This is a genomic window from Halobaculum sp. D14, from assembly GCF_051195135.1.
Classification (GTDB): Archaea; Halobacteriota; Halobacteria; order Halobacteriales; family Haloferacaceae; genus JBNTKA01.
In genome coordinates this window covers 1-25,830 of record NZ_JBNTKA010000002.1, presented here as the reverse complement: position 1 = coordinate 25,830, position 25,830 = coordinate 1, and the positions used below count along the sequence as shown (strand labels likewise).

The 25,830-nt window shown below is 72.1% G+C and carries 29 protein-coding genes and 2 tRNA genes; 10 read left to right on the top strand and 21 right to left on the bottom strand.

Annotated elements, in window-relative coordinates:
• Positions 1 to 32: 32 nt before the first annotated feature.
• On the bottom strand, positions 33 to 1,466 hold the full coding sequence (locus ACQUST_RS05870) for a DHHA1 domain-containing protein (protein ID WP_435126193.1): 1,434 nt from the start codon (positions 1,464 to 1,466) through the stop codon (positions 33 to 35).
• 151 nt (positions 1,467 to 1,617) lie between these two features.
• Here ACQUST_RS05870 and glmM point away from each other — a divergent pair, with 151 nt between their 5' ends.
• On the top strand, positions 1,618 to 2,979 hold the full coding sequence (glmM, locus tag ACQUST_RS05865) for a phosphoglucosamine mutase (protein WP_435126190.1): 1,362 nt from the start codon (positions 1,618 to 1,620) through the stop codon (positions 2,977 to 2,979).
• A 92-nt stretch (positions 2,980 to 3,071) separates the two neighbouring features.
• Here glmM and ACQUST_RS05860 read toward each other — a convergent pair whose 3' ends face one another.
• The 6 genes from ACQUST_RS05860 to ACQUST_RS05835 all read right to left on the bottom strand — a co-directional run bounded on the left by ACQUST_RS05860 (position 3,072) and on the right by ACQUST_RS05835 (position 9,068).
• A complete protein-coding gene (locus ACQUST_RS05860; RefSeq protein ID WP_435126187.1) occupies positions 3,072 to 4,307 on the bottom strand; it encodes a DUF7118 family protein in 1,236 nt (411 codons plus the stop codon).
• Positions 4,307 to 4,708, bottom strand: a complete 402-nt coding sequence (gene hisI, locus ACQUST_RS05855; protein ID WP_435126184.1) for a phosphoribosyl-AMP cyclohydrolase — start codon at positions 4,706 to 4,708, stop codon at positions 4,307 to 4,309. The genes ACQUST_RS05860 and hisI overlap by 1 nt, the downstream gene beginning before the upstream one ends.
• A gap of 98 nt (positions 4,709 to 4,806) precedes the next feature.
• Positions 4,807 to 5,892 carry a prepilin peptidase gene (locus ACQUST_RS05850; protein ID WP_435126181.1) on the bottom strand — a complete coding sequence of 362 codons (1,086 nt, stop codon included), beginning with the start codon at positions 5,890 to 5,892 and terminating at the stop codon, positions 4,807 to 4,809.
• Positions 5,893 to 6,003: 111 nt separating this feature from the next.
• Positions 6,004 to 6,393 carry a ferredoxin Fer gene (gene fer, locus ACQUST_RS05845; protein ID WP_435126178.1) on the bottom strand — a complete coding sequence of 130 codons (390 nt, stop codon included), beginning with the start codon at positions 6,391 to 6,393 and terminating at the stop codon, positions 6,004 to 6,006.
• Positions 6,394 to 6,661: 268 nt separating this feature from the next.
• The gene (locus ACQUST_RS05840) at positions 6,662 to 7,828 is read right to left on the bottom strand and encodes an anion permease (protein WP_435126176.1); all 1,167 of its coding nucleotides are present in this window, start codon (positions 7,826 to 7,828) and stop codon (positions 6,662 to 6,664) included.
• 67 nt (positions 7,829 to 7,895) lie between these two features.
• Positions 7,896 to 9,068, bottom strand: coding sequence for a type IV pilin N-terminal domain-containing protein (locus ACQUST_RS05835; RefSeq protein WP_435126174.1), 1,173 nt, complete (start codon positions 9,066 to 9,068; stop codon positions 7,896 to 7,898).
• Positions 9,069 to 9,191: 123 nt separating this feature from the next.
• Between ACQUST_RS05835 and htpX the strand changes: the two genes are divergently transcribed.
• From htpX to radA, 3 genes are all read left to right on the top strand, one after another.
• Complete coding sequence (gene htpX, locus ACQUST_RS05830; RefSeq protein ID WP_435126172.1) at positions 9,192 to 10,064, top strand: zinc metalloprotease HtpX; 873 nt, start codon at positions 9,192 to 9,194, stop codon at positions 10,062 to 10,064.
• Positions 10,064 to 10,702: a PspA-associated protein PspAB gene (gene pspAB, locus ACQUST_RS05825; RefSeq protein WP_435126169.1), complete on the top strand. Its 639-nt coding sequence runs from the start codon at positions 10,064 to 10,066 to the stop codon at positions 10,700 to 10,702. The genes htpX and pspAB overlap by 1 nt, the downstream gene beginning before the upstream one ends.
• A gap of 252 nt (positions 10,703 to 10,954) precedes the next feature.
• Positions 10,955 to 11,986 carry a DNA repair and recombination protein RadA gene (gene radA, locus ACQUST_RS05820; RefSeq protein WP_435126166.1) on the top strand — a complete coding sequence of 344 codons (1,032 nt, stop codon included), beginning with the start codon at positions 10,955 to 10,957 and terminating at the stop codon, positions 11,984 to 11,986.
• Between the two features lie 122 nt (positions 11,987 to 12,108).
• On the opposite strand, the gene ACQUST_RS05815 is transcribed toward radA, so the two are convergent.
• From ACQUST_RS05815 to ACQUST_RS05775, 9 genes are all read right to left on the bottom strand, one after another.
• Positions 12,109 to 12,603, bottom strand: a complete 495-nt coding sequence (locus ACQUST_RS05815; RefSeq protein ID WP_435126163.1) for a DUF7519 family protein — start codon at positions 12,601 to 12,603, stop codon at positions 12,109 to 12,111.
• On the bottom strand, positions 12,600 to 13,895 hold the full coding sequence (locus ACQUST_RS05810) for a DUF58 domain-containing protein (RefSeq protein ID WP_435126160.1): 1,296 nt from the start codon (positions 13,893 to 13,895) through the stop codon (positions 12,600 to 12,602). Before ACQUST_RS05810 ends, ACQUST_RS05815 begins: the two co-directional genes overlap by 4 nt.
• On the bottom strand, positions 13,892 to 14,437 hold the full coding sequence (locus ACQUST_RS05805; protein ID WP_435126157.1) for a DUF7269 family protein: 546 nt from the start codon (positions 14,435 to 14,437) through the stop codon (positions 13,892 to 13,894). Before ACQUST_RS05805 ends, ACQUST_RS05810 begins: the two co-directional genes overlap by 4 nt.
• Complete coding sequence (locus ACQUST_RS05800; protein ID WP_435126154.1) at positions 14,434 to 15,096, bottom strand: DUF4129 domain-containing protein; 663 nt, start codon at positions 15,094 to 15,096, stop codon at positions 14,434 to 14,436. The genes ACQUST_RS05805 and ACQUST_RS05800 overlap by 4 nt, the downstream gene beginning before the upstream one ends.
• 121 nt (positions 15,097 to 15,217) lie before the next feature.
• On the bottom strand, positions 15,218 to 15,646 hold the full coding sequence (locus ACQUST_RS05795) for an iron-sulfur cluster assembly scaffold protein (RefSeq protein WP_435128137.1): 429 nt from the start codon (positions 15,644 to 15,646) through the stop codon (positions 15,218 to 15,220).
• A gap of 95 nt (positions 15,647 to 15,741) precedes the next feature.
• A complete protein-coding gene (sufS, locus tag ACQUST_RS05790) occupies positions 15,742 to 17,019 on the bottom strand; it encodes a bifunctional cysteine desulfurase/selenocysteine lyase SufS (protein ID WP_435126151.1) in 1,278 nt (425 codons plus the stop codon).
• A gap of 126 nt (positions 17,020 to 17,145) precedes the next feature.
• Entirely contained in the window at positions 17,146 to 17,424 is a 279-nt protein-coding gene (locus tag ACQUST_RS05785; protein WP_435126149.1) for a hypothetical protein, read from the bottom strand.
• Positions 17,425 to 17,485: 61 nt separating this feature from the next.
• Entirely contained in the window at positions 17,486 to 17,785 is a 300-nt protein-coding gene (locus tag ACQUST_RS05780) for a DUF424 domain-containing protein (protein ID WP_435126148.1), read from the bottom strand.
• The gene (locus ACQUST_RS05775) at positions 17,785 to 18,540 is read right to left on the bottom strand and encodes a tetratricopeptide repeat protein (protein WP_435126145.1); all 756 of its coding nucleotides are present in this window, start codon (positions 18,538 to 18,540) and stop codon (positions 17,785 to 17,787) included. Before ACQUST_RS05775 ends, ACQUST_RS05780 begins: the two co-directional genes overlap by 1 nt.
• 75 nt (positions 18,541 to 18,615) lie before the next feature.
• Here ACQUST_RS05775 and thpR point away from each other — a divergent pair, with 75 nt between their 5' ends.
• Positions 18,616 to 19,176, top strand: a complete 561-nt coding sequence (thpR, locus tag ACQUST_RS05770) for an RNA 2',3'-cyclic phosphodiesterase (protein WP_435126142.1) — start codon at positions 18,616 to 18,618, stop codon at positions 19,174 to 19,176.
• Between the two features lie 164 nt (positions 19,177 to 19,340).
• Complete coding sequence (locus ACQUST_RS05765; RefSeq protein ID WP_435126140.1) at positions 19,341 to 20,588, top strand: MFS transporter; 1,248 nt, start codon at positions 19,341 to 19,343, stop codon at positions 20,586 to 20,588.
• Between the two features lie 45 nt (positions 20,589 to 20,633).
• Here ACQUST_RS05765 and surE read toward each other — a convergent pair whose 3' ends face one another.
• Complete coding sequence (gene surE / locus ACQUST_RS05760) at positions 20,634 to 21,572, bottom strand: 5'/3'-nucleotidase SurE (protein WP_435126137.1); 939 nt, start codon at positions 21,570 to 21,572, stop codon at positions 20,634 to 20,636.
• 123 nt (positions 21,573 to 21,695) lie between these two features.
• Between surE and ACQUST_RS05755 the strand changes: the two genes are divergently transcribed.
• Positions 21,696 to 22,310 carry a magnesium transporter gene (locus ACQUST_RS05755; RefSeq protein ID WP_435126135.1) on the top strand — a complete coding sequence of 205 codons (615 nt, stop codon included), beginning with the start codon at positions 21,696 to 21,698 and terminating at the stop codon, positions 22,308 to 22,310.
• Positions 22,310 to 22,867, top strand: coding sequence for a magnesium transporter (locus tag ACQUST_RS05750; RefSeq protein WP_435126132.1), 558 nt, complete (start codon positions 22,310 to 22,312; stop codon positions 22,865 to 22,867). Before ACQUST_RS05755 ends, ACQUST_RS05750 begins: the two co-directional genes overlap by 1 nt.
• A gap of 17 nt (positions 22,868 to 22,884) precedes the next feature.
• Here ACQUST_RS05750 and ACQUST_RS05745 read toward each other — a convergent pair whose 3' ends face one another.
• Positions 22,885 to 23,322: an RNA-binding domain-containing protein gene (locus ACQUST_RS05745; protein WP_435126129.1), complete on the bottom strand. Its 438-nt coding sequence runs from the start codon at positions 23,320 to 23,322 to the stop codon at positions 22,885 to 22,887.
• Positions 23,319 to 23,936 carry an AAA family ATPase gene (locus ACQUST_RS05740; RefSeq protein ID WP_435126127.1) on the bottom strand — a complete coding sequence of 206 codons (618 nt, stop codon included), beginning with the start codon at positions 23,934 to 23,936 and terminating at the stop codon, positions 23,319 to 23,321. Before ACQUST_RS05740 ends, ACQUST_RS05745 begins: the two co-directional genes overlap by 4 nt.
• A 129-nt stretch (positions 23,937 to 24,065) precedes the next feature.
• Here ACQUST_RS05740 and ACQUST_RS05735 point away from each other — a divergent pair, with 129 nt between their 5' ends.
• Together ACQUST_RS05735 and ACQUST_RS05730 are read left to right on the top strand one after the other, a co-directional pair.
• Positions 24,066 to 24,275, top strand: coding sequence for a hypothetical protein (locus ACQUST_RS05735; protein ID WP_435126125.1), 210 nt, complete (start codon positions 24,066 to 24,068; stop codon positions 24,273 to 24,275).
• A 50-nt stretch (positions 24,276 to 24,325) separates the two neighbouring features.
• Positions 24,326 to 24,401: transfer RNA gene (locus ACQUST_RS05730), tRNA-Arg, on the top strand.
• A 159-nt stretch (positions 24,402 to 24,560) separates the two neighbouring features.
• On the opposite strand, the gene ACQUST_RS05725 is transcribed toward ACQUST_RS05730, so the two are convergent.
• Both ACQUST_RS05725 and ACQUST_RS05720 read right to left on the bottom strand, forming a co-directional pair.
• On the bottom strand, positions 24,561 to 25,442 hold the full coding sequence (locus tag ACQUST_RS05725; RefSeq protein ID WP_435126122.1) for a hypothetical protein: 882 nt from the start codon (positions 25,440 to 25,442) through the stop codon (positions 24,561 to 24,563).
• 149 nt (positions 25,443 to 25,591) lie between these two features.
• Positions 25,592 to 25,667 (bottom strand) — tRNA-Cys (locus tag ACQUST_RS05720).
• Positions 25,668 to 25,830 lie beyond the last annotated feature (163 nt).

Sequence of the window (25,830 nt, the reverse complement as noted above, 5' to 3'; positions counted from 1 at the left end):
GACCAAGTGCGCAATTTTCGGAGGATACCGCGTTATTCGAGTTGTTCGCCGACCAGTTCGTCGGCCGCCTCGATGAACGCGTCACGTTCGCCCCGCGGAATAGTCGCGCCGGCGGCGACGTCGTGGCCGCCGCCGTCGCCGCCGACGGCGCGGGACGCCTCGCGCATCACGGCCGAGAGGTCGAGACCGTCGCGGACGAGGTGGCCGCTGCCGCGGGCAGACACTTTCACCTCGTCGTCGTTCTTGTCGGCGAACGCGACGATGGGTTTGCTGCGGGAGACGCCGCTGGCGCCGACGGCCATGCCGGCGACGATGCCGACGATGGTTTCGCGGATGCGGCTCTCGGCGTCGAACCACTGGACGTTCTCCTCGGCGGTGACGCCCTCCGTTTTCACCCACTGCAGCCCCTCCGAGAGGTTCCGGCGGTGGTTCCGGAGCAGCGTCCGGGCGCGGTCGAGCGCGCCGCCGCGGTCGCCGAGACACACCGCGAGGCCGACGTCCGCGCGTTCGTAGCGCGCCGTCGCGTTCAGCAGCGTCGAGAACTCGCTGACGTCGCGCAGTTCGGTGCCGGGCGTCTCGTCGGTGAGGACGTACGTGGTGCCGATGAGGCCGTCGATTCGGTCGGACGGGACGCCGGAGGCGACGGCGCGGCGGATGAGCGCCGACGCGACCTGCTGGCGTTCGTCGCCGTCGAGGTCGACCCAGCGCCGCCAGTCGCCGTCGCCGTCCTTCAGCGGCAGGTCCAGCCCGGAGAGGAACTCGATGGCACCGGCCTCGTCGTTCGAGATACCGGGGATTCGGGCCTCGCTCGCGTACTCGAGCAGCTTGGGGAGCGGCCTGGTCTGCCGGCCGTACAGCGCCAGGTCGGTCTCTTCGGCGAGCACGCCGGCTGCGACGCCGTCCGCGACGATGCCTTCGTTGGCGCCGCGGAGCCCGCCGTCGGTGTCCTGCATGTCGCCGACGGCGCCGACGACGGCGAGCTTCGCGAGGTCGCGGTTGTCGCCGTCGCCTTCGAGCGCCCGCGCGAGCACGTAGGCGGCGCCGGCGCCGGAGAGCTCCGCGGCGCCGTCGATTCCCTCCAGCAGCGGGTTCAGGTGGTACTCCGTGTCGGCGTCCGCCGGCTGGTGGTGGTCGGCGATGACCGGCGTGAAGTCGCCGGCGGCTTCGTGGCGCGCGATGACGTCGAGTTGGCCGCTCCCGAAGTCGGTGAACAGCACGGTGTCGTAGTCCGTGGCGGCGATTCTGGCGACTTCGGCCTCGTCGAGCTGCTTCGAGAACAGCGTCTCGAACTGCAGCCCGGCGCGTTCGAGCGCGCGGGACGCCACCGCGGCGCTCGTCAGCCCGTCGGCGTCGATGTGTGACGCCAGCAGGACCGAGTCGGCCTCCCGCAGCCGCGCCGCACACCGCTGTGCTCGCCCGTGCAGCGCCGGCACCGGGGCGTCAGTCTCCGCGTCAGCCGTCGCCATGTCTGCGTGACGGTGGGGCGTTCTCCCGGTTAAACGCTCGCCTCTCTCGGCGCGGTCGGCGGCGGTGAACCGCGGGAGAATCGTCGGCGGGGCGACGGGTTCGGTGGCGGTTCGGAACCACTATCCCCTCACCGACGGATTGTCGAATCGAATGAAGGTGTTCGGCTCCAGCGGGACCCGCGGCGTCGCCGGCGAGGAGCTCACCTCGGAGTTCGTCCTCCGGGTCGCCGGCGCCGCGGCGACCGTGTGGGGGACTGATCGGGTGGCGCTCGGCCGCGACACCCGGACGTCCGGGGCGACGTTCGCGGACGCCGCGGCGTCCGGGCTCACCGCCGCCGGCGTCGACGTCGACGACCTCGGCGTCACCCCGACTCCCGCGCTCGTCAGGTACTGCGAAGTCGAATCGGTTCCCGGCGTCCTCATCACGGCGTCGCACAATCCGCCGGAGTACAACGGCGTGAAGCTGGTCGGCGCGGAGGGAATCGAGCTTCCCGTCCACCGGCTCGAAGCCGTCGAGGAGGTGCTGCTCGCCGACGACGTCAGCACCGTGTCGTGGGACGACGTCGGGACGCGCCGGTCGGTCGGCAGCGCGAACGGCGACTACGTCGACGAGATGCTCGCGGCGGTCGACCGCGACGCCGTCGCCGACGCGGACCTCACCGTCGCGCTCGACCCCGGCCACGGCGCCGGCGCGCTCACGTCGCCCGGCTTCTTCCGGCGGCTCGGCTGCGACGTCGTCACCGTGAACGGCCAGCCGGACGGCCACTTCCCGGGCCGGGACCCGGAGCCCGTCGAGGAGAACCTCGCCGACCTCGGCAGACTGGTCCGCGCGAGCGATGCCGACGTCGGGGTCGCACACGACGGCGACGCCGACCGAGCCATCTTCTACGACGAGAACGGCGACTACGTCGAGGGCGACGCGTCGCTCGCGGCGCTCGCCGACGCGGCGCTCTCGGAGGGCGACACGACGGTCGCCGCGGTGAACGTCTCCCAGCGGCTCGTCGACGTCTGCGAGGACGTCGGCGCGAACCTCGAACTGACGCCCATCGGCTCGACCAACATCATCACGCGAATCCGGGAGCTGTGGGACGACGGCGAGTCCGTCCCGGTCGCCGGCGAGGGGAACGGCGGCGTCTTCTTCCCGGAGTACCGGCTGGTGCGCGACGGCGCGTTCATCGCCGCGAAGTTCCTCGAACTGCTCGCCGAGCGCGACGCCGCCGTCTCGACGGTGGTGGAGCCGTTCGCGGACTACCACAACGTCCGCGTCAACCTCGAGTACGACGACGACGCCGAACTGCAGTCGATGCTCGACGCCGCCGAGTCGTTCGCGGCGTCCGCCGACGCCGAACCGAACACCATCGACGGCTACCGGCTCGACTACGGCGACGCCTGGGTGCTCGTCCGGCCGTCCGGCACGGAGCCGAAGGTCCGCGTGTACGCGGAGGCGCGCGACCCCGACCGCGCGGAGGAACTGGCGGACGCCGTCCGCGACGCGCTCGAATCGGCGCGCTGACGACGCACTGACGACGCAGCGTTCGGCGGCGAGCCGACCGAGTGGACTGAGTGGCTTTTCGATGAACCCGGCTGGCCGACTGGTAGACAGCGTCAGCGGTCGCGTTCGTCGTCTTCGGCGAGCGCGTCCGCGAGCGTCGACCGGGCGGCCCGGACGGCGTCGAGTTCGCGCTGGACGCCGCCGCGTTCGAGCCGGTCGCGTTCGCCGGGGCCGAGCCGGGCTTCGGCTTCGGCGGCGGTGCGGAGCCGGTCGTAGTCGTCGCGGTCGGCGAGTCGGCCGACGCGGCGCACCCTCGCGACGACCTCCTCGTCGGCGAACTTCGCGGTGACGGACACGAGTTCGCCGGCGACGGCGCGGAGTTCGCCGGCGGGCGCCGGCGGCCAATCGACGGTGTACGGGTCGGCGGAGAGCCGGTCGAGCGCGGTGCGGTGAACCGGGACGGTCGTCCGGAAGGCGTCGGTGTCGTCGACGTAGTGGCTCAGTTTCGACTGGGAGTAGTCGGCGTATTCGAGCAGCGTCGGCACCGGCTCGTCGCCGGCGGCGTGCGACTCGACGTACTCGCGGAGTTCGGCGGGCACCGGGCCGGCGTCGACGAGCGGGAACGACGCGGCGTCGTCGACGACGCGCAGCACCGTCCGGGCGGGCTCTTCGCGGCGGAACCGGTCGAAGGCGTCGGTGACGGCGTCGTTGTACGACGAGATGGGGTCGCGGAGCCGTTCGGTCGGCGCGGAGAGGTCGGCGGCGCCGAGTTCGAGGAGGCGTTCGAGCGAGTCGATTCGGTCGTCGAGTTCGGCGAGCCGGTCGGTGGCGCGCCGTTCGGCGTCCGCGACGGCGTCTTCGGCGCGTTCGCGTTCGGCGAGCCGGTCGGCGAGCTCGCGGGCCGGCGCGAGCGCGTCGCGGGCGTCCGCGAAGTCGGCGTCGGAGAGCCGGCGCTGATCGACGATGTCGTTCGCGGCGTCGAAGGCGTCGCGGGCGGGCAGGTCGTCCGGGAGCGACTCGGCGAGTTCGGCGAACTGGCTCTGGAACTCCAGGTACGCCTCGAAGTCGCCGGTGCCGGTCGCGGAGTCCTCGTAGCGCCGGAGGAGGCCGTCGGCGCGTTCGACGGCGTCGGCGACGGCTTCGAGCGCGTCTTCGCCGACGTCTCGGACGGCGGCTTCGGCGGCGCGGCGGCGGTCGCGGGCGTCGCGGAGTTCCGCGACGAGCCCGGCGACGTCCGTGTCGACCGCGGCGTCAGCGGCGTCCGCGTCGCCGTCGCGGTCGTCGTGGCTGCCGCCTGCGTCGCCGTCGCGGTCCGCGTCGGCGCCGGTGTCGCGGTTCTGTCCCGCCATCACTCGTAGACTGCTTCGGGGTCGAACACGCGCTCGCCGACCTCGTCGCCGTCGAGGGTGCGGTGGAAACACGACCGGTGGCCGGTGTGGCAGGCGCCGCCGGTCTGGTCGACGAGGTACAGCAGCGCGTCGCCGTCGCAGTCGACGCGGACCTCCTCGACGGCCTGGGTGTGGCCGCTGGTGGCGCCCTTCTCCCAGAGTTCGTCGCGGGAGCGCGAGTAGTAGTGGGCGCGGCCGGTTTCGCGGGTGCGTCGGAGGGCCTCGTCGGTGACGTACGCCAGCATCAACACCTCGCCGGAGTCGGCGTCCTGTGCGACCGCCGGGACGAGTCCGTCCTCGCCGAAGTCGACGTCGACGCGCCGCGTCGGCGCCGCCTCCGTCTCCTCCGTCTGCTCACTCATTGGTCGACGGGAGGCGCGTGCGTCGCATAGGTCTTTTGCGTGGCCTCTCCCTCCCCAGCCGACGCCGGCGCGGACGCCGCCTCGGAGACGGGGCCGGCTCAGAGAACGCCGACGAGGCGGAGCAGTTCGGTGAGCACGTCGCCGTAGGTGAGCGCGACGACGAGGCCGGCGAACAGCGGCGCGACGAACGGCAGCCCCGGCGACACCCAGACGACGTCGCGTTCGGCGAGCCGGTCGAGCCCCTCCCGGAGCGTCTCGGGCGTCGTGCCGTACGCCGTCCCGCTGATTTCCGCGAGGAACCGGTCGGCCGCCCACGGGTCGTCCTCGGCGGCGACGCCGTCAGCGGCGGACTCGACGGCCGCGTCGACCGCGGCGGCGTCGTCCGTCGGGGCGCCGCCGTCGGGGCGCGGCGTCGTCTCCGCGACGTCGGGGACGTCGGCGTCGACGGCGCCGTCGGTCGGGTCGTTGGTGGCGCCGACGGACGTCGGGTCGCGGTGGGCCGCCGGGTCGCGACGGAGTTCGGCGAGCGTGCAGCCGCGCCACCGGAGGTACATCCGCAGGGCGTCGAGGTCGAGCCCGCGCGTCGGGACGGCGCCGTCGGTGTCGAGCAGCGAGCCGTGCCGGTCGGGGAGCCGGCTCACGGCGGTCGGCGTCCCGACGAACATCGCCGGAGAGAACCGGCCGGCGACGGCGTTCCGGACGCCGATGTGGACGACGTACAGCAGGCCGAACAGCACCGCGTTCGTCAGCGCCGACATCGCGGTGACGCCGAGCGCCGACGGGTGGAGCGGGAAGACGGCGGTGTGCAGCCACGAGGTCTCCGGGAGCAGCCACAGCGGCACGACGTACTCCGGGGTCGCCGGGTAGGTGACGGCGAGGACGATGAGCGCCTTCGTGTCGGCGCCGCCGAACGCCGCGAGCCGGTAGGCGAGCAGCGAGAACGGCACGAGAAACAGCAGCGCGAAGCCGACGCGGACCAGAAACAGCCGGCTCTCGTAGCCGGTGAAGGGCGCGAACCGGAGGACGTCGAGCGCGAGCGCGACGACGCCGACGGCGAGCAGCGGCGGCCACAGCTTGTTCGGCAGCCGCCGCGTCAGCACGTCCCGGTACGCCGCCCACGCGAACGCCGGGACGACGAACAGCCGGAGCAGGTCGGCGGCCGAGGCGACGCCGAGTACGGTCATTGCCGAACGGCGGGACGCAGGGGAGTTAGGCGTTTGGTATACGCGCGGTGCGGCCGGGGAAGCCGGCGGCTGGCTGCGAGCAAAAACGGTGAAAACGGCGCGGGAGCGGCGTTAGATGACGCGGTTCTGGAGGTAGTCGAGGTGCTTCGCGTTGTAGACGATCTTGACTTCCTCGGCCTCCGGCGTCCCGATGCAGGTGAGCCGGACGTTCTTCTCGTTGACCTCCTCGTCGCTGAGGATCTGCTGCATGTCCATGTTGATTTCGCCCTCCTTCAGGATGGACGCGCAGTTCGCGCAGGCGCCGGCGCGGCACGAGAACGGCCAGTCGTACCCCTGCGCCTCGGCGGCTTCGAGGATGTACTCGCCTTCGTTGACCTCGATTTCGCCGTAGTCCTCCTCGTCGAGGTCGGCGTCGGCGGCCTCCTCGAAGAGGTCGTCGTCGTCCATCTCCCAGCCGTGATCGTCCAGTACTTCGTAGTTGAGGTATTCGACCGTGGGCATCTCACCGGCGTTTTTCGGTCGTTACGCATTAGACTTTGCTATCTCGGTCCCCGGCATCAGCCGAAGCCAGCCGTTTAGGCCAGCCAAAACACCGGTTTCCGTCCCGCGGCTTCGCTCCGGCCAGCCAGGGTCAGCGGCCGCCGCCGAGGAAGTCGAGGTGACGAAGGAAGTTATCGGAACGTCGGCGGAAACCGACGGGAAGCCGGCGAAAAGTCCGCGGAGGCGGCGCCGTACGAGCGGCGAATCGCCGCGTCGACAGGGCGACCGGCTACACCGAAAACAGCGTGAACAGCGCGAACGACGCCGCGAACGACAGCGACGGCGTCAGAATCCAGAAGAAGATGACGCGGCCGGTCGTCCCGGGGTCGAACAGGTCCTCCGCGAGCAGGTCGGAGCCGCGCTCCTCGCCGACCTGCGGCACTTCGCCCGCCTCGGTTTCGGCGGCGAGCGCGTTCACCGACACCTCCGGACCCTCGCCGCGGACCGCCTCGCCGACCGCGTCGCCGAGCGTCGACGTCCGGGTGGCGCGGCCCCAGCCGAGCCCGACGATACACATCGTCGCCGACACGGCGAGCGACGCCGGAATGTCGATGTACGACAGGAACGTGATGAGGCTCGCCGAGACGACCTCGACGACGAGCGCGGCGAGCAGCGGCAGGTCGGTGAGGTCGTTGCCGACGGTGTCGAGCGTCCGGCGGGCGATGGTGAACGCGCCGAGGCCGATGGCGGCGGAGGCGAGCAGGATGCCCTGCTCGATTTTCAGCGGCCCGGAGCCGCCGGCGACCAGCGGCGCGACGGCGTTGGCGGCGTTGGACGCACCCGCGGAGAACGCCATGTAGCACGCGATGACGACGACGAGGACGGTGCCGGCGAACTCCCGCGGCGTGGTGTTGTCAGCGAGCGTCGGGACGACGCCGTCGAACGACAGCAGCGAGCCGTCGCTGCGGTCGACGGCGAACAGGGCGTCGAGGTGCGGGTAGAGGTAGCGACCGATGACGGCGCACACCCAGAAGGCGATGACCGGCGAGACGAGCCACCAGCCGACGATGCGGACCATCGTGTCCGTGATGAGCGTCCCGGTGGCGGCGCCGAGGCCGGCGATGGCGCCGACCGCCGTCATCGACGTGGACGCCGGGACCCCGAACGTGTTCGAGATGAGCAGCGCCAGGCCGACGAAAAACAGGACGGCGACGCTGACGCCGAGCGTGAACTGCGCCGACGGGACGATTCGGCCGCCCATCGTCGCGATGACGCCGCGGCCGACCGTCCACGCGCCCGCGAACGCGAACCCGGTCATCAGCGCCGCGGCCGCGAGTTTCGACAGCAGGCCGCTGCCGACTGCGGGGCCGAACGATACCCCCGTGGAGGAGCCGCCGATGTTGAATCCGACGAACGCGGCGACCGCGAGTCCGACGATGAGGAGTACTTCGACCACGCCGGTAGTGGTGGCGCGTCGGAAATAAGTCCCCCGCGTCACCGCCGACCGCGTCGCTGCCGCTCCGTCACCACCACCGCCACCACGGGTCGTCGTCGCCGTCTCCACCGCCGCCACTGCCTCCATCCTCGCCGCCACCATCGTCGCTACCGCCGCCACTGCCTCCATCCTCGCCGCCACCATCGTCGCTACCGCCGCCACTGCCTCCATCCTCGCCGCCACCATCGTCGCTACCGCCGCCACTGCCTCCATCCTCGCCGCCACCATCGTCGCTACCGCCGCCACTGCCTCCATCCTCGCCGCCACCATCGTCGCTACCGCCGCCACTGCCTCCATCCTCGCCGCCACCGTCGTCGCTACCGGGGTCGCCGTCGCCGGTGTCGTTCCCACCGCGGTCGCCGTCGCCGCCGCCACGGACGAGTGCGAAGTCGGAGTACGTTCGGGCGTCGTCGCCGGCGCCCCGCGAGAGCGACGCGAGGTAGAGGCCGTCGGGCACGTCGATGCGGGCGCGGTAGCGGTAGTCGTCGCCGACGGCGCGCACGGTGAACGCGTCGCGGGGCAGCGTCGCCACGCGGGTCCACTCCCGGCCGCGGAGGCCGTAGACGGCGACGCGGACCGTGGACAGCCGCGCGTCGGCGCGGACGCTGACCGAGAGGTCGCCGCCGGTGCCGTGCGCTCGGAAGGAGCGGATTTCGGGCGGAGCGGGCGTCGCGGTCGGCGACGGCGTGGCAGTCGGCGTCGGCGACGCGGTGGCCGTCGGCGTCACTGTCGGTGTCGCCGTCGGCGTCGCTGTCGGCGTTGCGGTCGGCGTCGCGGTGGCTTCGGGTATCTGGACGACCGCGTCGTCGACGACGGCTCCGGTCGGCTCGTGGACGACGTACAGGTGGACGGTCGTGCCGGCGGGAAGCGGGAGCGGCGCGCCGCCGTACCGCATCGTCGTTCCGGGCGCGAACCGGTCAGCCGTCAGCGTCACCGCCGGGTCGGTGAACGGGACGCGGGTGGTGCCGTCGGGGCCGCGGACGACGAGCGAGAGGACAGCCGGGTCGAGCGCGTCGCCGCCGGCGTTCGTGACGGTGACCTCGCCGTCGACCGCGAACCGGTAGTCGCCGACCGGGTCGCGGCTCGGGGCCTCCGTGACGGTCCCGCCGACGAAGGCGTAGCTGACGGTGCCGACCACGAGGACGATGACCGCGGTCGTCGCGACGACGCCGAGCACCGACGACTGCCCGCGCTGCTGCACGGACAGACCGGGTGGAACGGCGACAATAACGCTTCCCGTTCGCGTATTAGTTCTCGGAATCGGGCGGGTCGCGATCGCCGCACGCACGACAGCGTTTAAGCCGTCCGTCAAGTAGTACCGTACATGGAGTGGAAGACGGACTGGGGCCTGCGCGGCCGGATGTTCTTCACGATGTTCCTGCTGTTCGCGCTGTACGTCGTGTTCATCGCCGTGCTGTCGCAGACAAGCGTCGGAATGTTCGGCATCGTCGCGGTGATGGGGCTGTTCCTCGTCGGCCAGTTCTTCTTCAGCGACAAACTGGCGCTGTACTCGATGGGCGCCCACGAGGTCAGCGAGGAGGAGTACCCCGAACTGCACGCGACGGTGACGCGGCTGAGCCAGCAGGCCGACCTGCCGAAGCCGAAGGTCGCCGTCGCCGACTCGCGCGTCCCGAACGCGTTCGCGACCGGCCGGTCACAGAAGAGCTCGGCGGTGTGCGTCACGACCGGACTGCTGCACGCGCTCGACGACGACGAACTCGAGGGCGTGCTGGCGCACGAACTGGCGCACGTGAAGAACCGCGACGTGATGGTGATGACCATCGCGTCGTTCCTGTCGACCATCGCGTTCATCGTCGTGCGGTGGGGGTGGCTGTTCACGGGCGGCCGCGACCGGCAGAACGGCGGCGCGCTCGCCGCCATCGCCGTCTCGCTCGTCGTGTGGGTCGTGTCGTTCCTGCTGATTCGCGCGCTCTCGCGGTACCGCGAGTTCGCGGCCGACCGCGGCGGCGCCGCCATCAGTGGGAAGCCCGGCGCGCTCGCGTCGGCGCTTCTCACCATCGACGGCCGAATGGACAAGGTGCCCGACGACGACCTGCGCGACTCCGCGGAGATGAACGCGTTCTTCGTCATCCCCATCAAGACCGGCATCGTCGGCAAACTGTTCTCGACGCACCCGAGCACGGAGAAGCGCGTCGAGCGGCTCCGCGACCTGGAGCGCGAGATGGAAACCGTCTGATGGGCCTGTTCGACTCGCTCAAGTCGGCGCTCGGCGTCCGCGCCGAGTCCGACGCCGCCCGCGACGCCGACCCCGAAGACCTGTTCGGGATGAGCACCGCCTACGTCACCATGGAGGCCGACCTCGGCTTCCGGCCGGTCGGCGAGGCCGCGCTGTGTTTCTCCGCCGTCGACTCCACCGACTTCGCCGACACCGTCGACGCCGTCGAGTCCATCCTCGACGCCGGCAGCGAGGAGACCGGCACCGAGTTCCGGCGGCACGAGGACGACCACGGCTACAACTGGGTCGTGCTCGCCGACGACGACCCCGAGGACCTCGTCACGTCCGTCCACTTCGCCGCCGACGAGTTCGTCGAGCGCGGCTACGGGTCGCGGCTCCTCGCCGCCGTCTTCGGCTTCGAACGGGACGGCGACGGCGGCGGGTCCGGCGGCCGCGACGCGGGCCGCGAGCGCGCCTACTGGGTGTACTCGTTCCGCCGCGGCGCCTACTACCCGTTCGCGCCCGACGGCGGCGAACACGACCGCCGAATCGAGTTCAAACTGGAGTCCGTCCTCGACGGCGAACTCGACCTGGAGCCCGACAAGGAGTACTGGTACCCGCTGTGGCCGGACACGCCCGGGGCACACCCCTGGGAGTGACCCAGAACCAGAAGCGACCCTGACGCGGCGAGACTCCCGAGTTCGCGGCGACGAACCCGACCCCGGCCTCCCACCCGGTTCAGTTTCGCTCGGCCCGCGGCGACGCCGCCGACGAGTCGCCCGTCGGCATCCGCCTTCTCCCGCCTAAACCTACGGTTTCCCGAGCAGCCGGCGGCTTCGCGTCCCGCATTTTCACTTTCACTTTGCTGTTAACGAGGGTTTATGTGCGGAGCCGCGCAACGAGTAGTCACGATGGCAGAGGACGACCTCCAGAGCCTCCCGGGCGTCGGCCCGGCGACGGCGGACAAACTCGTGGAATCGGGCTTCGAGAGCTACCAGAGCATCGCGGTCGCCAGCCCCGGCGAACTGTCGAACACCGCCGACATCGGCGACTCGACGGCGAACGACATCATCCAGGGCGCCCGCGAGGCCGCCGACGTCGGCGGCTTCGAGTCCGGCGCGCAGGTGCTCGAACGACGCGAACAGATCGGGAAGCTGTCGTGGCTGATTCCGGAGGCCGACGACCTGCTCGGCGGCGGCCTCGAAACGCAGTCCATCACCGAGGTGTACGGCGAGTTCGGCGCCGGGAAGTCGCAGGTCACCCACCAGATGGCCGTGAACGTCCAGCTCCAGCCGGAGGACGGCGGGCTCGGCGGCAGCGCCATCTTCATCGACTCCGAGGACACGTTCCGCCCCGAACGCATCGACGACATGGTGCGTGGGCTCGACGACGACATTCTCGAACGCGAGTTCGAAGAGCGCGAAATCGAAGGGTCGCCCGACGACGACGAGGCGATGCAGACGCTCGTCGAGGACTTCCTCGACTACATCCACGTCGCGAAGGCGTTCAACTCCAACCACCAGATTCTGCTCGCCGAGAAGGCGAAAGAGCTCGCGAGCGAACACGAGGACACCGAGCGGCCGGTCCGGATGCTCGCTGTCGACTCGCTCACCGCGCACTTCCGCGCGGAGTACGTCGGCCGCGGCGAACTCGCCGACCGCCAGCAGAAGCTCAACAAGCACCTCCACGACCTGATGCGCATCGGCGACCTCTACAACTGCGTCGTGCTCGTCACGAACCAGGTCGCCTCCAACCCCGACTCCTACTTCGGCGACCCGACCCAGCCCATCGGCGGCAACATCCTCGGACACACCTCGACGTTCCGCATCTACCTCCGGAAGTCGAAGGGCGACAAGCGCATCGTCCGACTCGTCGACGCGCCGAACCTCGCCGACGGCGAGGCCATCATGCGCGTGCAGGACGAAGGCCTGAAGCCCGAGTAACCGCCGACCCGGCAGCGTCACCGACCGGCGGTCCTCGTCCCGGTCCCCGCCCCGCCGCACCGATTCTCACGCGGACCTCGTTTCCTCGCGCGCAAGACCGTGGCCGAGCGGGAGCAGCGTCCCTACGGCGCCCGGCTACCGAGCAGCGCCACCAGCGACACCGCGCCCGCGAGCAGCGCGAGCACCGCGGTCGCCGACGCCGACGAGACGGCGAGCGTCGCGAGGTACCCGCCGCCGCCGGCGAGGAGAACGACGATGAGCGTCAGCGCCGACCCGCTGAGTTCGGCCTCCCGCGTGTCGGTCGCCCGCCTCGACCCGGCGCGGAGCGTCGCCGCCCGGTCGGCGGCGTCGTACGCGAGCGCGGCCGCGCCCGACGCGACGAGCAGCGGCACCGCGCCGACACCGACGGCGCCCGCGAGGAGAACGCCGGCCGCGAGCGTCAGGCCGCCGAGCGAAACCGGGCGCCGAGCCGGCCGGTGTGCGCCGACGGCGACCAGCGCGACGCCGCCGAGTGCGAGCAGCGCCGGCCGGGGCTCGCCGACAGCGAGGAGCGCGCCGACGGCGACCGTTCCGGCGACGACGGCGACGCCGAGTCCGGTCCGTCCGGGCCGAGTCACGGCGCCCTCCGCCGGAGTGCGTCGCCCGGGTCGGCGTCGAACGGGACGTCGACGACCGTGATTCCGCGGCTGCGAAGCGCCGTGAGCCGCCGGTCGCGTTCGGCGCGCGCGAAGCGGGCCACCGGAGAGTCGACGGTCGTCGGGTCCGGCGAGAGCACCGCGACCTCATGTCCGTACCCGGCCAGGCGCCGGGCGGCGTCGACGGCCCCGTCGTCGGTCAGCGGCGAGCAGACCACGACTCGCGCGTCGCCCGGCAGCCAGCGGCGCACGCCGTCGAGCACCGCCTGTGCGTCCCGGTCCGCGTCGTCACCCGCGACGGCGTCCGCGTCGTCACCCGCGGCGTCGTTCGGTGGCGGGGTCGCGTCGAACGCGGAGGAGAGCGCGAGCGCGCGCTCCAGCCGGGCACGGTGGCCCGACCCGGCGCCCGGGCCGATTCTGCACGGCCGCGGCGACAGCGCGGCGACGCCGACTCGGTGGCCGGCGGAGAGGAGGCCGCCGGCGACGGACCGGGCGGCGGCGACACACCGGTCCACGGCCGGCGGCCCCGCCGGGTCGGGAGCGACGTAGGCCGCGGCGCGGGCGTCGACGACGAGTACGACGCGGGCGGTCCGCTCGGCGCGGAACGCGACCGTCGTCGGCTCGCCGCGCTTCGCCCAGCCGCGCCAGTCGATGTGCGAAACCGGGTCGCCGCGGCGGTACTCCCTGACGGAGCTGAACTCGGTGCCGGCGCCCTCGCCGGGGCTCGGAGCGGTGCCGGCCAACCGGGCGACCGCCCGACGCGGCGGCCGAGGGTCGCTGTCGAGCCGCGGGACGCACTCGACGGTGACCGGGTCGGCTCGGACCGTGGTTCGCCGCTCCCGACCGGACGGCGGGGCGCCGGTCCGAACCGTCAGCGCGTCGAACTCGTGGCGCCCGCGGGCCGCGGTCACGACGTACTCGACCGTCGCGGTCGCGTCGGGCCGGAGCGGCGTGGCGCGCTCGGGGGAGCCGTCGACGACGTCGAGTCCGCGCGGGACGTCGTCGGCGAACCGGAGCGACCGGAGCGTCCGGTCGCCGTCGTTGCGGACGCGGAGCGAGACCCGGACGTCCTCGCCCGGGCGCGGCGTTCGCTCCGAAACGTCGCGGGAGACGGTGAGCGTCGGCTCCGGCGGGGCGCGCGCCCGCGTGACGGCGCCGAGCGCGAGCGGCACCGACGCGGCGACGAGCAGCGCCGGCCGGCCGGTCACGACGCCGAGCGCGACCGCGAGGAGCGAGAGCGAGACGGCGCCGTCCCAGCGGCTCGTCCGGGTCACTCGTCCACCTCGCGGATCGCGGCGACGGCGGCCATCGTCCGCCGGGCGCGCCGACGGAACGGGGCGTCGCCGCCGAACACGGCCCTGATTCGCTCGGCGAGCGACGGCGGGTCGCCGCGGAGGTACGCCGCCGCGAGCGGGTCGTCCGTCCAGACGCCCCGTTCGACGCGGTCGCGGGCGGTCTCGGGCGGCGTGCCGCGTGCGGCCAGCGCCGCGACCGCCGACGCGGCGAGGTCGTCGCGGAGCGCGCGCTGGGCGTCCTCGTCGGCCGCGCTCGTCGCTGCGAGCCTGGCTCGCCAGTCGTCGCCGGGCGCCGGATACGGCTCCGGGTCGTCCCCGACGGGGAGCGGTCGTGGCCGCCGGACCCGCCGAATCCCGCCGACAGCGGCGGCGGCGAACGCGGCGAGTCCGACCGCCGCGACGACCGGGGTCGAAAGCGGTAGCGGGACGGCCGCCGCCGGAACCGCGACGGCGACGAGTCCGTACGCACAGCCGACGACGCCGACGGCGAGCAGGGCTCGCCGGAGCGACGCGGGCGTCACTGTGCGTTCTCGCCGCCCGCGTCCAGCCGGTCGACCGCGGCTTCGGCGCGCGCCTCGCGTTCGGGCGTCACCGGCGCGCCGCCGTAGCGCACCCGCTCGAACAGGCCGCGGAGTTCGGCGACGGAGGCGGCCGGCAGCCCGTCGTCCCGCGCCGCAGCCGCGATTTCGCCGGGCGTCCGGCGGCGCCAGTCGGCGCCGGCGACGCGGCGCGCGAGCGTGAGCCACGCCGCAGTAACCGGGTTCTCGGGCGTCGGGTCCGCCCGGTCGGCTCTCCGCCCGGCGTCGTCGTCGGAGCCGTCGCCGGTCGACCGGTCAACGGACTCGCCGTCGCCGGCGGCGAGCCTACGGAGGAGGACGGCGGCCGCGAGCACGCCGGCGGCGACGAAGCCGACCATGAGAACCGGGGACCCGCCGGTGCCGGTGCGGCCGACGTCGCCGCCGGTGTCGGCGCCGGCATCGTCGTCGGGCGCGGCGTCCTGCTGTTGGCTGCGCTGCTGTTCGGGGCTGGCGCTGGACGAATCCGCGCGCACACCGTCGTTCGGCGCGCCGGCGGACGCGCCGTCGAGCCGGTGGACGGCGTCGAACGTGCTGGCGCCCACGGCGAGCGCGAGGACGGCCAGCGCCGCGACCAGGAGGGGAGCGGACGTGCGGGGAGGCACGGTCCGTGCATACGCGAGCGACCGCGTGAATCTTTCGCCGGCGAAACGCAGCCGGTCGCGCGGCCGACGAACGCGGCTCCGCTGGTCGAGCCGCTCGGGCCGGGAGAAGGAGCCGCCGTCGCTACTCGTCGTCTTCGGTCTTGGTGACGTCGAGGTCGTCGAGGTCGCCCTCGTACAGTTTCGCGCCGTCCTGTGCGACCTGCCGGGCGAGCACGGCGCACTTGATTCGCATCGGGGAGATGTCGACGCCGAGCATCTCGGTGACGTCGTCGGTGTCCATCGCCTCCAGTTCGTCGATGGTCATCCCCTGCAGGCGCTGGGAGAGCATCGACGCCGAGGCCTGCGAGATGGCGCAGCCGTCGCCGGAGAACGTGACCCGCTCGATCGTCTCGTCGTCGTCGGCCAGTTTCACGTCCACCTGGATGGTGTCGCCACAGGAGGGGTTCTCGCCGACGTGCGAGAACGTCGGGTCGTCCATCTCGCCGTAGTTCCGCGGGTTCTTGTAGTGGTCGAGGATCTGCTGCCGATACATGTCGGAGCCGCCGCCGATACCCATATTACCGGAATATTGGGCGCTGCGGTGGAAAAGGCTACCGCCCCGTGGACCGCGCCGGCAACGCCGACCGCTCCGGCTCCGCCTCCGCTTCAGGCGAACAGTTGCCGGGCGTCGTCGATGGCGTCGACGAGCGCGTCGATCTCGTCGCGGGTGTTGTAGACGTAGAAGCTGGCGCGGGCGGAGGCGGCGACGCCGAGTTTGTCGTGGAGCGGCTGGGTGCAGTGGTCGCCGGCGCGGACGGCGACGGCGTGGTCGTTGAGGATGCTCGACAGGTCGTGGGCGTGGACGCCGTCGACGTTGAACGCGACGAGGCCGCCGCGGTCGTCGCCGGGCGGACCGTAGATTTCGACGTCGTCGAACTCCGTGAGCCGGTCGTAGGCGTACTCGGCGAGCAGGGACTCGTGGCGTTCGACGTTGTCCATGCCGAGGTCGTCGAGGTAGTCGATGGCGGCGTGGAGCGCGACGCCCTGCGCGATGACGGGCGTGCCGGCTTCGAACTTCCACGGCAGGTCCTCCCACTCGGAGTCCTCGTAGGTGACGGACCGAATCATCTCGCCGCCGTACAGGTACGGCTCCATCTCCTCGAGCAGCTCCTCGCGGCCGTAGAGGACGCCGATGCCGGTCGGGCCGAGCATCTTGTGCCCGGAGAACGCGAGGAAGTCGGCGCCGAGGTCGTCGACGTCGACCGGGCGGGTCGGGACGGACTGAGCGCCGTCGACGAAGATGTACGCGCCGTGGTCGTGCGCGACGTCGGCGAGCGCCGAAATCGGGTTGATGGTGCCGAGCGTGTTCGAGACGTGGACCGCCGACACCATCGCGGTGTCGTCGTCTATGAGTTCGGCGGCGTGGTCCATGTCGAGGCGGCCGTCGTCGTCGATGCGGATGAACCGGACGTCGGCGCCGGTCTTCTTCCCGATCTGCTGCCACGTGACGAGCGACGCGTGGTGCTCCATCTCGGTGAGCACGACGTTGTCCGACGGGCCGAGTTCGTTCAGCCCCCAGGCGTACGCGACGAGGTTCTCGGCCTCGGTGGTGTTCTTCGTGAACACGACCTCCTCGCGGCCGTCGGCCCCGATGAACTCCGCGACGCGGTCGTGGGCGTGCTCGTAGGCGACGCTCGCCTCCTGGCTGAGGTGGTGGATGCCGCGGTGGACGTTCGAGTTGTACGACCGGTAGTAGTCCGCGATGGCGTCGACGACCTGGTCGGGCGTGTGGCTGGTCGCCGCGTTGTCGAGGTACACCAGCGGCTTCGTGTCCCCGTCGCCCTCGCCGGGGACGGTGGCGTCACCGCCGACCGTCCGGTCGAGGATGGGGAAGTCCGCCCGGATGGCGTCGACGTCGAGCGGAGACAGCTCCTGTGTTCCCATTAGGTCCACGAACGGTTTGCAGGACTAACACCCCTTCGGTCGCGTCAGCGACGCCAAACCGCGAGCAGTTACGCGAAGCGCGCCGAGAAGCCGCGTTCGGCTTCGGCGCCGCGAACCGGCCGGGGCTCAGGCGTCGGTATCGGTGCCCGTGCTGGTGTCGCCGTCGGCGTCGGCCGCAGCGCCGGTGTCGGCCGCGGCGGCAGTGTCGGACGCCGGGGCGGCGTCGACGGCGCCGAGGAACCCGGAGAGATACGACCACAGCGCGTACAGCCCGGCGGCGACGACGACCAGCGCGACGCCGCCCGCGAACGCGTTCAGCGCGACCAGAAAGCAGCACGCGACGAGGAGCGACAGCGCCAGGAGGCCGAGGAGGACGTCGATTCGGACGAGGACACGTGACTCCATGTTCGGCTGGTCCGCGGCGCGCCGGAAAACCGTTCCGCTCGGCCCGGATACAGGGCGTCAGTTAGACGTACAGGAGCTGTGCGTGGGGCGTCCCGTCGACTTCGAGGACGCGCTCCTCGTCGATGATGCCGGCGTCGACGGCGACGCCGACGCACTCCTCGCCGACGAGGTTCGCGGTCGTGGCCGAGCGGAGACTCGCGACGACGGCGTCGGCGTCGGCCAGTTCGGCGTCGTCGCCGCCGTAGAACTCCTCGGTGACCGCGAGCGTGACGTCGCCGCTCTCGAACGTCTCGCCGAGGCAGTCCGGGTCGCAGACGGACACGAGCGTGCCCTCGGGCGTGTCTCGCTCCTTCAGCAGCATCAGCGCTCCCCGTACTCCTCGACCATCTCGGCTTCGGCCTGCTGGCGGAGTTCCTCGGCCTCCTCTGCGACCTCCTCGGCCTCCTCGACCTTGCCGAGTTCGTCGAGCGCGCGGGCCTTCTCTTCGAGCACCTCGGCGTTCCGCATGCCGAGCCGGATGGCGTTGTCGAAGGCGTTGACGGCGTCTTCGAGCAGGCCGCGTTCGACGAGGAAGAAGCCACGGTTGTACCACGCCTGCGGCGACCGCGGGTCGGCCTCGACGGCGCGTTCGGCGTGTTCGAGCGCCTGCTCGGTCCGGCCGGACTTGTGGAGCGCGTACGCGAGGTTCGTCTCGGCGGACGCGGCGTGTTCGGAGCTGTCGTCGATGCGGATGGCCTCCTCGTAGGCGCCGATGGCCTCGTCCCACTCCTCCAGTTGGGCGTGCGCTGCGCCCTTGTTCACCCACGCCTCCTGCTCGTCGAGCGAGTCGTCCTCGGCGAACTGCGCGGCGCGGCCGAACGTCTCCGTCGCGGCCTCGAACCGGTTGATACCCATGTACGAGAGGCCGACGTCGAGCAGGCTGTCGATGTCCACCTGGTCTTTCGCGATGTTCCGCTCGTCGAGCATGTCGGTGATGACGCGCGTGTCCACCGGGTCGACCTTCGACGGGTCGGCGTTCAGCTCCTCCGGGTCGAGCGAGAACTCGTCGTAGTCCTCATCGAGCCCCTGCCCGGACGAGAACTCGTGGCTCCCAGGTTCTGGCTCTTCGTCACTCATTACCCGTGAGTTGGCCGAGCGGACGGATGTATGTTGCGCGTCGGACTTTTCCGGCTCGGCGGCGGAGCCACCGGTATGCCGCGACTGTTCGTCTCGGTCGACCTCCCGGCGACGCTCGCCGGCGAGTTCGCCGCCGTCCAGCAGGAGCTCGAAGACGTCGAGGGGCTCCGGTTCACCGACCCCGCGCAGGCGCACCTCACCGTGAAGTTCCTCGGCGACGTCGACGAGGACCGCGTCGACGACGTGGTCGCCGCGCTCGAACGCGCCGTCGACGACGCCGGCGTCGAGCCGTTCGAGGCCGAAGTCGGCGGCGTCGGCGCGTTCCCGTCGCCCGAGTACATCAACGTCGTCTGGGTCGGCGTCGGCGACGGCGCCGACGAACTCGCCCGGCTGCACGAGGCCGTCGAACGCGAAACCACGGCGCTCGGCTTCGAGCCGGAGGAGCACGACTTCACGCCGCACCTGACGCTCGCCCGGATGGACGACGCCCGCGGGAAAGCGACGGTGCAGGCGTTCCTCGACGAGGAGCCGGTCGTCGGCCGGTTCGACGTCGACGCAATCCGGCTCACGGAGTCGACGCTGACCGACGACGGCCCGGTCTACGAAACCGTCGAGAGCATCCCGCTGCCCGCGTAATCCCCGGGAGGCGGCGGTCGCGGCGACTCCGACAACTCCCGGTGACTCCCGGCGGCATCGACTACCCCCGGCAGCCTCGACGACTTCCGGCGGCCCCGACAGCTTCCGGTCGAACGCCGGTTTCCGTCCGCTTTTCAGGCGGCGCGCCGACGGCTCGAACGACCATGCGCGTCCGGGTTCCGCGGCTGTCCGCGCTCGCCGACTACGACGCGCTGACGCTGACCGCGCTCATCTGGTTCCTCGCGAAGTTCCTGCGGTACGCGTTCCCGCCGCTGTTCCCGACGTATCAGGCCGCGTTCGGCGCGTCGAACGCGGCGCTCGGCGCGGCGTTCACCGCGATGATGACGGTGTACGCGCTGATGCAGTTCCCGAGCGGCGCCGTCGCCGACCGGCTCGGCGCCACGAAAGTCATCGCGGCGGGCGCGGTGACGGCGGCGGTCGGCGCGCTGGCGCTGTTCCCGGCCGTCGGGGACGACGTGGTGGTGGTGCCGGTCGTCGGCGACGTCGCCGCCGGGTTCGTCGCGCTCGTCGCCGGAATGCTGCTCGTCGGCGTCGGCACCGGCGCGCACAAGACGGTCGCCGTCGGCCTGCTCTCGCGCATCTACCCGACGCGGACCGGCCGTGCGCTCGGCGTCCTCGACACGTTCGGCGCGTTCGGCGGCGTCGTCGCGCCCGCCGCCGTCACCGTCGCCGTCGCCACCGGGTGGGCCGACTGGCACACGCTGTTTCTCGCCGGCGGCGTCGCCGGTCTCGCGCTCGTCGCCGCGTTCCTGCTCCGGGTGCCGAACCGCGTCTCCGACACCGACCGCGGCGGCGGCGACGGCGGCGTCTCCGCGGCGGCGTACGTTCGGCTGTTCCGCCGGCCCGCGTTCTCCGCGTTCGTCGCCGTGACGCTGTGCTTCTCGTTCGCGTACAACGGCGCCGTCGCGTTCCTGCCGCTGTACCTCACCGACAGCGCCGGGCTGCCGGACGCGACGGCGTCGCTGCTGTACAGCGCGCTGTTCGTCGTGAACCCGGTTCAGCTCGTCACCGGCGACCTCTCCGACCGCGTCGGCCGCCTCCCGGTCGTCGGCGCGACGCTGACGCTCGCCGCCTGCGGGCTCGGCGCGCTGCTCGCCGTCGGCGCCGCCGGCCCCGCGGTGCTCGGCGCCGCCGTCGTCGCGTTCGGCCTCGGCAGCCACGGCTTCCGGCCGGTCCGCGGCGCCTACCTCGCGGCGGTCATCCCGGACGAGGTCGCCGGCAGCGGCCTCGGCGCGGTCCGGACGCTGCTGATGGGCGCCGGCGCCGTCGCGCCCGCGGTCGTCGGCGTCGTCGCGGACGCCGTCGGCTTCGGCGCGGCGTTCGGCGTCCTCGCGCTCGCGCTCGTCGCCGCCGCGGCCCTGACGGGCGTCGTCGCGCTGCTCGAATCCTGACGGCACGGGGACGGACCGGCGACGGACCGGAGGAGCCGAGAAGAATCAGTCGTCGCCGCCGGCGTCGCCGACGTCGCTGCCACTGCCCCGGTCGACGTCGCCGGCATCGCCGGCACCGTCGCCGTCGGCGGCGAGCGCGCCGCGGACGTCGTTGTAGCGGGCGACGAAGTCGTCGATCGCGGGGTCGTGCACCGGCTCCTGCGGAACGCGGAGCGCGGAGAGGCTGACGTCGCCGTCGACGACGGCGGCGCGGTCGGACCACGTCGGGTACGTCCGGCTCACCTGCTCCAGCGTCGGGTAGCGGTCCGGCTGGTCGAGCCGCGCCCAGTAGTCGCTTTCGAGCCGGTAGGCGCCGCCGTACTCGTCGCGCTCCTCGTCGGTGGCGTCGCGGGCGTCGACGCCGTAGTCCGCGAGCGGCTCGGTCACCCGCATCGGGCCGGCGTCCTCGACCGGGACGTTCAGGCTGAGGTAGTCCGCGGCGTCGAACACGTCGGCGTCGCCGTCACCGTCCGCGTCGCCGTCGCCGGCCGCGCGCTCGACGACGTCGCGGGTCACCTGCGCCGGCAGGTCGAACGTGAACCGGTTCGGCGGGAAGAACTCCTCGCGGTGGTACGCGGAGACCGCGACGGCGGGCGTCCCGAGGTAGGCGGCCTCGACGGCGGCGCCGACGGTGCCGGAGTGGCCCATGATGTACTCGCCGCAGTTCGGGCCGAGGTTACAGCCGGAGACGACGACGTCGAACCGGCGGTCGAGTCCGCGGAGCCCGAAGGCGGCGCAGTCCGCGGGCGTCCCGTGGACCGCGTACCCCCACTCGTGGTCGTCGACGTCGACCGCGCGCGAGCGCGAGCGTCCGACGCCGGACTGGTCCGCCGCGGGCGCGACGACCGTCACGTCCGCGACGGCGCGCAGCTCCTCGTACAGCGCGGCGAGCCCCGGCGAGTCCACGCCGTCGTCGTTCGTCAACAGCACCTGGCGGTCGCTCATTGCCGAAGCGTTCGTGCGCGCCGGCAAGTGCGCGTCGGTCCGCCGCGTCGCCGAACGGCGCGGCGCTCGGCGGCCGGCAGACCCCGGCCGACTTTTCACGGGGGCGCTCGTTGCCCCGAACGAATGAGTACCGGCGGGCGCGGCGACGGCGTCGGCGGCGTGCTGGGAACGGCACGGGAGGCCTACCGGGAGGCGTTGCCGGCGCTGTCGGCGTCGCTGGTCGGCGGGCTGCTCGCCGGCGTCGTGCTCGGCGGGATGCGCGCGGAACTGCGCGCCGTCGAGGGGCTGCTGGTGCTGGTGCCGGCGCTGCTCGCGACCCGCGGAAACGTCTACGGGAGCTTCGGGGCGCGGCTCTCCACCGGGCTGCACCAGGGGCTCATCGAGCCCCGGGTGACCGTCGGCGACGAACGGCTCCGCGGGGCGGCCGCCGCGGCGCTCGTGAACGGCGTGTTCGCGTCCGTGTTCGCCGCCGTCGCCGCCGCCGTCGTGCTCGCGGTGCTCGGCCGCGGCGCGGCGCCGCTGCCCGTGCTGGTAAGCATCGCGCTCATCGCCGGCGTCCTGTCGGGCGTCGCGCTCACCGCCGTCGTCGTGACAGTCGTGTTCGCCGGCTACCGCCGCGGCCGGAACCCGGACACGCTCGTCGGGCCGCTGGTCACGACGACCGGCGACGTGTTCGGCGTCGCGTTCCTGCTGCTCGCGGTCCGGGTGACGCTCGCTGCACTCGGAGGTGGCGGGTAGTGCCGACCGAGTGGACCGTCCGGTCGATCACGCGGGCGACGCTCCCGGTGCTGCTCGCGCTGACCGTCGTCGAACTCGGCTCCGGGCTGGTGCTCGGCAGCTTCGAACAGCGGCTGTACCGGGCGCCGTCGCTGCTGGTGCTGGTACCGGTCACAATCGGCACCGCCGGGAACCTCGGCAGCGTCCTCGCCTCGCGGCTGTCGACCGCGTTCCACCTCGGGACGCTCAGCTTCGACGCGACGGACGACGAACTCGCCGGCAACGCCGTCGCGACCGTCGCGCTCGCCGCCACGCTGTTCCCGGTCGTCGGCGCCGGCGCCTGGGCGCTCGCGTCGCTCACCGGCGGCGCGTCGCTCCCGGTCACGACGGTGCTGCTCGTCGCCACCACCGCGGGCGTCACGCTCGCCGCGCTCGCCGTCGCCGTCACCGTCGTCGCCACCTACGTCGCCTACGTGCTGTCGCTCGACCCCGACGACGTCGTCATCCCGGTCGTCACGAACGTCTGCGACGTGCTCGGCGTCGTCGTCCTGTTCGGCGCCGTGGTGCTGTTCACGTAGCGGCGGCCCCGGCGTCGCTACCCGCGGGTCGCGTCCGGGTCGACCGGCCGGCCGCCCTCGGTTGGCGGCGCGATGTGGTCGATGTACTCCTCGACGGACGGCTCCCGGACGGTCACGTCGACGCGGATGTCGCCGAGTTCGTCCGTGTCGCCGACGGCGAAGTTCACGACGCCCTGCAGCGCCGCCTGCTTTTTCAGCTCGAACGAGAAGCCGTCCTCGTCGGCGTTCCGCTCGAACTCGCGGCGCGCCGTGTCGAGAATCTCCTGTTCGTGCAGCAGGTCCGAAAACGGGTCGAGAGTGTGCGTCTCCGCGACGAGCCGGCCGGGGTCGCCCGGCTCCGACTCCAGTTCCGCGTTCGGAAACAGGTTCGTGACGGCGTCGGCGACGCGGTCCGTGACCTCCGTGCGGTGCACCGGCACCTCGATGCGGGCGTCGACGCTGTACACCGTCGTCATTCGCGCACCTCCGCGGCGTCGTCGCCGGCGGCCTCCCGCCCCGCCTCGTCGGCGTCCGCGTCGGCTGCGGCGCCGCCGAGCAGGTCGCGGACCCGGTCGCGGAACGCCGCGAGCGACTCGGTGTTCTCGACGGTGACGTCGGCGGCGTCGATGACCTCGCCCATCCCGAACTCCAGTTCGCGCTCCTCCCGGCGGCGCAGCGCGTCCACGTCCACGTCGGAGTCGTCGCGGCCGCGGGCGCCGAGCCGCTCGGCGCGCACGTCGAACGGCGCCTCGATGCTGACCAGGAGGAAGTCGTCGCCGAAGCGGTCGCGGAACCGCTCCAGTTCCACCATCGACCGGAGCCCGTCGACGAGCACCGCGTCCGCGTCGGTCTCGGCGGCGGCCTCCTCGATGAGCGGAATCGACCGCTCCGCGATGGCGGCCGGGCCCTCCTCCTCGCGGAGCGCCTTCGCCACCTCGCCGTGGTGCTCGGCGGGGTCGAGTCCGCGGCGCCGACACTCCTCGCGGATGACGTCCCCCATCGTCACGACGGGGACGCCCTCCTCCTCGGCGACCGCGGCGGCCTCGCCCTTTCCGCTACCCGGCAGGCCGACCGTCCCGATAACTCGCATTACTCCCGGCTTCGCCGCTCCCGGAGTTAAGGGCTGCGGGACCCCGTGGCGGCGCCGACGCATCCGCGGGACGTGTCCCCGAACCGGAACGTCACCCGGGCTCTTGTCGACGGCGGCCGACCGGCTCGTATGGTCCCCGACACAGCACCACGCAGTCGCCCGCTCGTCCGCGACACGCCGGCCGCTCGCGACGCGCCAGCCGGACGCGGCGACCACCGACTCGACGAGGACCCGGACGACGAAGACGACCCCAACGACGACCCCGACGACGACCCGGACCAGGAAGACCCCGACGACGGGACGCAGCGCTCCGCTGAAGCCGGCCGCCGGGCGCCGTGACGGCTCGCTAACCGCGTCGTTTTTCCCGCTGTCCGCACTCACCCACGACGGGGCACGTAGCTCAGTCCGGATGAGAGCGCCGGACTTCTAATCCGGTGGCCGTGGGTTCAAATCCCATCGTGCCCGTCCACCGAACCGCGGACCGGCGGTCCGCCGACCACCGCGAGACGCCGTTTTCGAGCTGAACCGGCCGTTCGACAGCGCCGCCGCTCGGCGGGTCGCGTCGAATCGGAAAAACGGGAGTCGAGTCGTGTGCAGTCGTGGCGGCGAAGCGGGGCTGGCGGCTCAGTACCGCGACGGCAGGTACGCCAAGCCGGTCACGAGGAAGGCGACGACGCCGCTGAGGATGGTGACGCCCCACAGCCCGTTCTTCATCGTCGTGTGTAGCGACGACTGGTGCTGGTACTCGTCGTACTGCTCGAAGTTCTGGGTCAACACCAGCGTCTGGTTGTTCGGGAAGTGCGCGAAGTACGTCGTCGACCCGAGCGTCACGTTCGCGGTGTCCGCGACGTCGATGGTGTTCGTGCGCGGCGCGAACCACTCCAGCGTCGCACCGCTCCCGGTCACGGACGCGACCGTCGCGGTGTGGTTCTGGACGTCCGAGACCTCGTCGCCCTCGGCGTACTCGCGGGTCGCCGGCTCGGGGAAGTAGTCGTCCGCCGGGACGAGTTCGCGGCTCCCGTTCTCGGTCGCCTTCCGCACGACGTACGTCTGGCCGTCGACGGTCGTCGTCTCGTTCTCGACCGACGAGTCGTTCTGCAGGATGGCGGACCGGTCGATGTTCTCGCGCAGCGTGAACTGCGTCGGGTCGTCACCGCTCTCGACGACGACGGTCCAGTCCTCGCCGTCGTACGTCACGGTGGAGCCGTTCGCCCACTCGACGGTGTACCGCGACGACTGATTCGTCCACTCCAACGTCCCCGAGCGGACCAGGGTCGCCGGGCCACCGCCGCCGTGGCCGCCGCCACCGCCGCCCTGCATCTCGGCGGTGATCTCGGTGAGCCGGTACTGAGTCCCGTCCACGGTGATGCTCTCGCCCGGTGCGAGCTCGTGGTCCGGGTTGTCGAAGGAGAGGTGCGGCGCGCTCGCCGTAGCGATGAGCGAGAACGACGCCGCTCCGACGACGACGAAGAACGCGACGTAGATTGCCGCGGCACGACGTTGCATACGCGGACGACAGTCCGCCCGGCGTTTAACCGTTACTTTTCGATGAAGTGTGCGACCCGCCCGGCCCGCCTTCGGCGCGCGTCGACGGGCGCTCGTCGGGACACGGACGCGTCGCTGAGGCTGTCGCGTTTCGTCGCTGAATCGAAAGAAGCCAAGGGCCGGATTTGAACCGGCGTATAACGGCTCTGCAGGCCGTCGCGTATGGCCGGACTCTGCCACCTTGGCGCATGTACGGAAAGACGGGTGCCGCGCTTAAGCCTAGCGAATCACCTCGTTTTCAGCGGCGGAGAGCTGTCGCTAAATCGAGTCGTACGTGCAGGGGGTGTGGTTGGGCGGGCTGGGGAGTGTTGAGTGCGGGGGAGTGTCGAGGCGAGACCGGGTGTCGGGG

Coding starts and splice junctions, on each gene's coding strand:
- ACQUST_RS05870 (WP_435126193.1), bottom strand. CDS start 1,466: ATGGCGACGGCTGACGCGGAGACTGACGCCCCGGTGCCGGCGCTGCAC.
- glmM (WP_435126190.1), top strand. CDS start 1,618: ATGAAGGTGTTCGGCTCCAGCGGGACCCGCGGCGTCGCCGGCGAGGAG.
- ACQUST_RS05860 (WP_435126187.1), bottom strand. CDS start 4,307: ATGGCGGGACAGAACCGCGACACCGGCGCCGACGCGGACCGCGACGGC.
- hisI (WP_435126184.1), bottom strand. CDS start 4,708: ATGAGTGAGCAGACGGAGGAGACGGAGGCGGCGCCGACGCGGCGCGTC.
- ACQUST_RS05850 (WP_435126181.1), bottom strand. CDS start 5,892: ATGACCGTACTCGGCGTCGCCTCGGCCGCCGACCTGCTCCGGCTGTTC.
- fer (WP_435126178.1), bottom strand. CDS start 6,393: ATGCCCACGGTCGAATACCTCAACTACGAAGTACTGGACGATCACGGC.
- htpX (WP_435126172.1), top strand. CDS start 9,192: ATGGAGTGGAAGACGGACTGGGGCCTGCGCGGCCGGATGTTCTTCACG.
- pspAB (WP_435126169.1), top strand. CDS start 10,064: ATGGGCCTGTTCGACTCGCTCAAGTCGGCGCTCGGCGTCCGCGCCGAG.
- radA (WP_435126166.1), top strand. CDS start 10,955: ATGGCAGAGGACGACCTCCAGAGCCTCCCGGGCGTCGGCCCGGCGACG.
- sufS (WP_435126151.1), bottom strand. CDS start 17,019: ATGGGAACACAGGAGCTGTCTCCGCTCGACGTCGACGCCATCCGGGCG.
- ACQUST_RS05785 (WP_435126149.1), bottom strand. CDS start 17,424: ATGGAGTCACGTGTCCTCGTCCGAATCGACGTCCTCCTCGGCCTCCTG.
- ACQUST_RS05780 (WP_435126148.1), bottom strand. CDS start 17,785: ATGCTGCTGAAGGAGCGAGACACGCCCGAGGGCACGCTCGTGTCCGTC.
- ACQUST_RS05775 (WP_435126145.1), bottom strand. CDS start 18,540: ATGAGTGACGAAGAGCCAGAACCTGGGAGCCACGAGTTCTCGTCCGGG.
- thpR (WP_435126142.1), top strand. CDS start 18,616: ATGCCGCGACTGTTCGTCTCGGTCGACCTCCCGGCGACGCTCGCCGGC.
- ACQUST_RS05765 (WP_435126140.1), top strand. CDS start 19,341: ATGCGCGTCCGGGTTCCGCGGCTGTCCGCGCTCGCCGACTACGACGCG.
- surE (WP_435126137.1), bottom strand. CDS start 21,572: ATGAGCGACCGCCAGGTGCTGTTGACGAACGACGACGGCGTGGACTCG.
- ACQUST_RS05755 (WP_435126135.1), top strand. CDS start 21,696: ATGAGTACCGGCGGGCGCGGCGACGGCGTCGGCGGCGTGCTGGGAACG.
- ACQUST_RS05745 (WP_435126129.1), bottom strand. CDS start 23,322: ATGACGACGGTGTACAGCGTCGACGCCCGCATCGAGGTGCCGGTGCAC.
- ACQUST_RS05740 (WP_435126127.1), bottom strand. CDS start 23,936: ATGCGAGTTATCGGGACGGTCGGCCTGCCGGGTAGCGGAAAGGGCGAG.
- ACQUST_RS05735 (WP_435126125.1), top strand. CDS start 24,066: ATGGTCCCCGACACAGCACCACGCAGTCGCCCGCTCGTCCGCGACACG.
- ACQUST_RS05725 (WP_435126122.1), bottom strand. CDS start 25,442: ATGCAACGTCGTGCCGCGGCAATCTACGTCGCGTTCTTCGTCGTCGTC.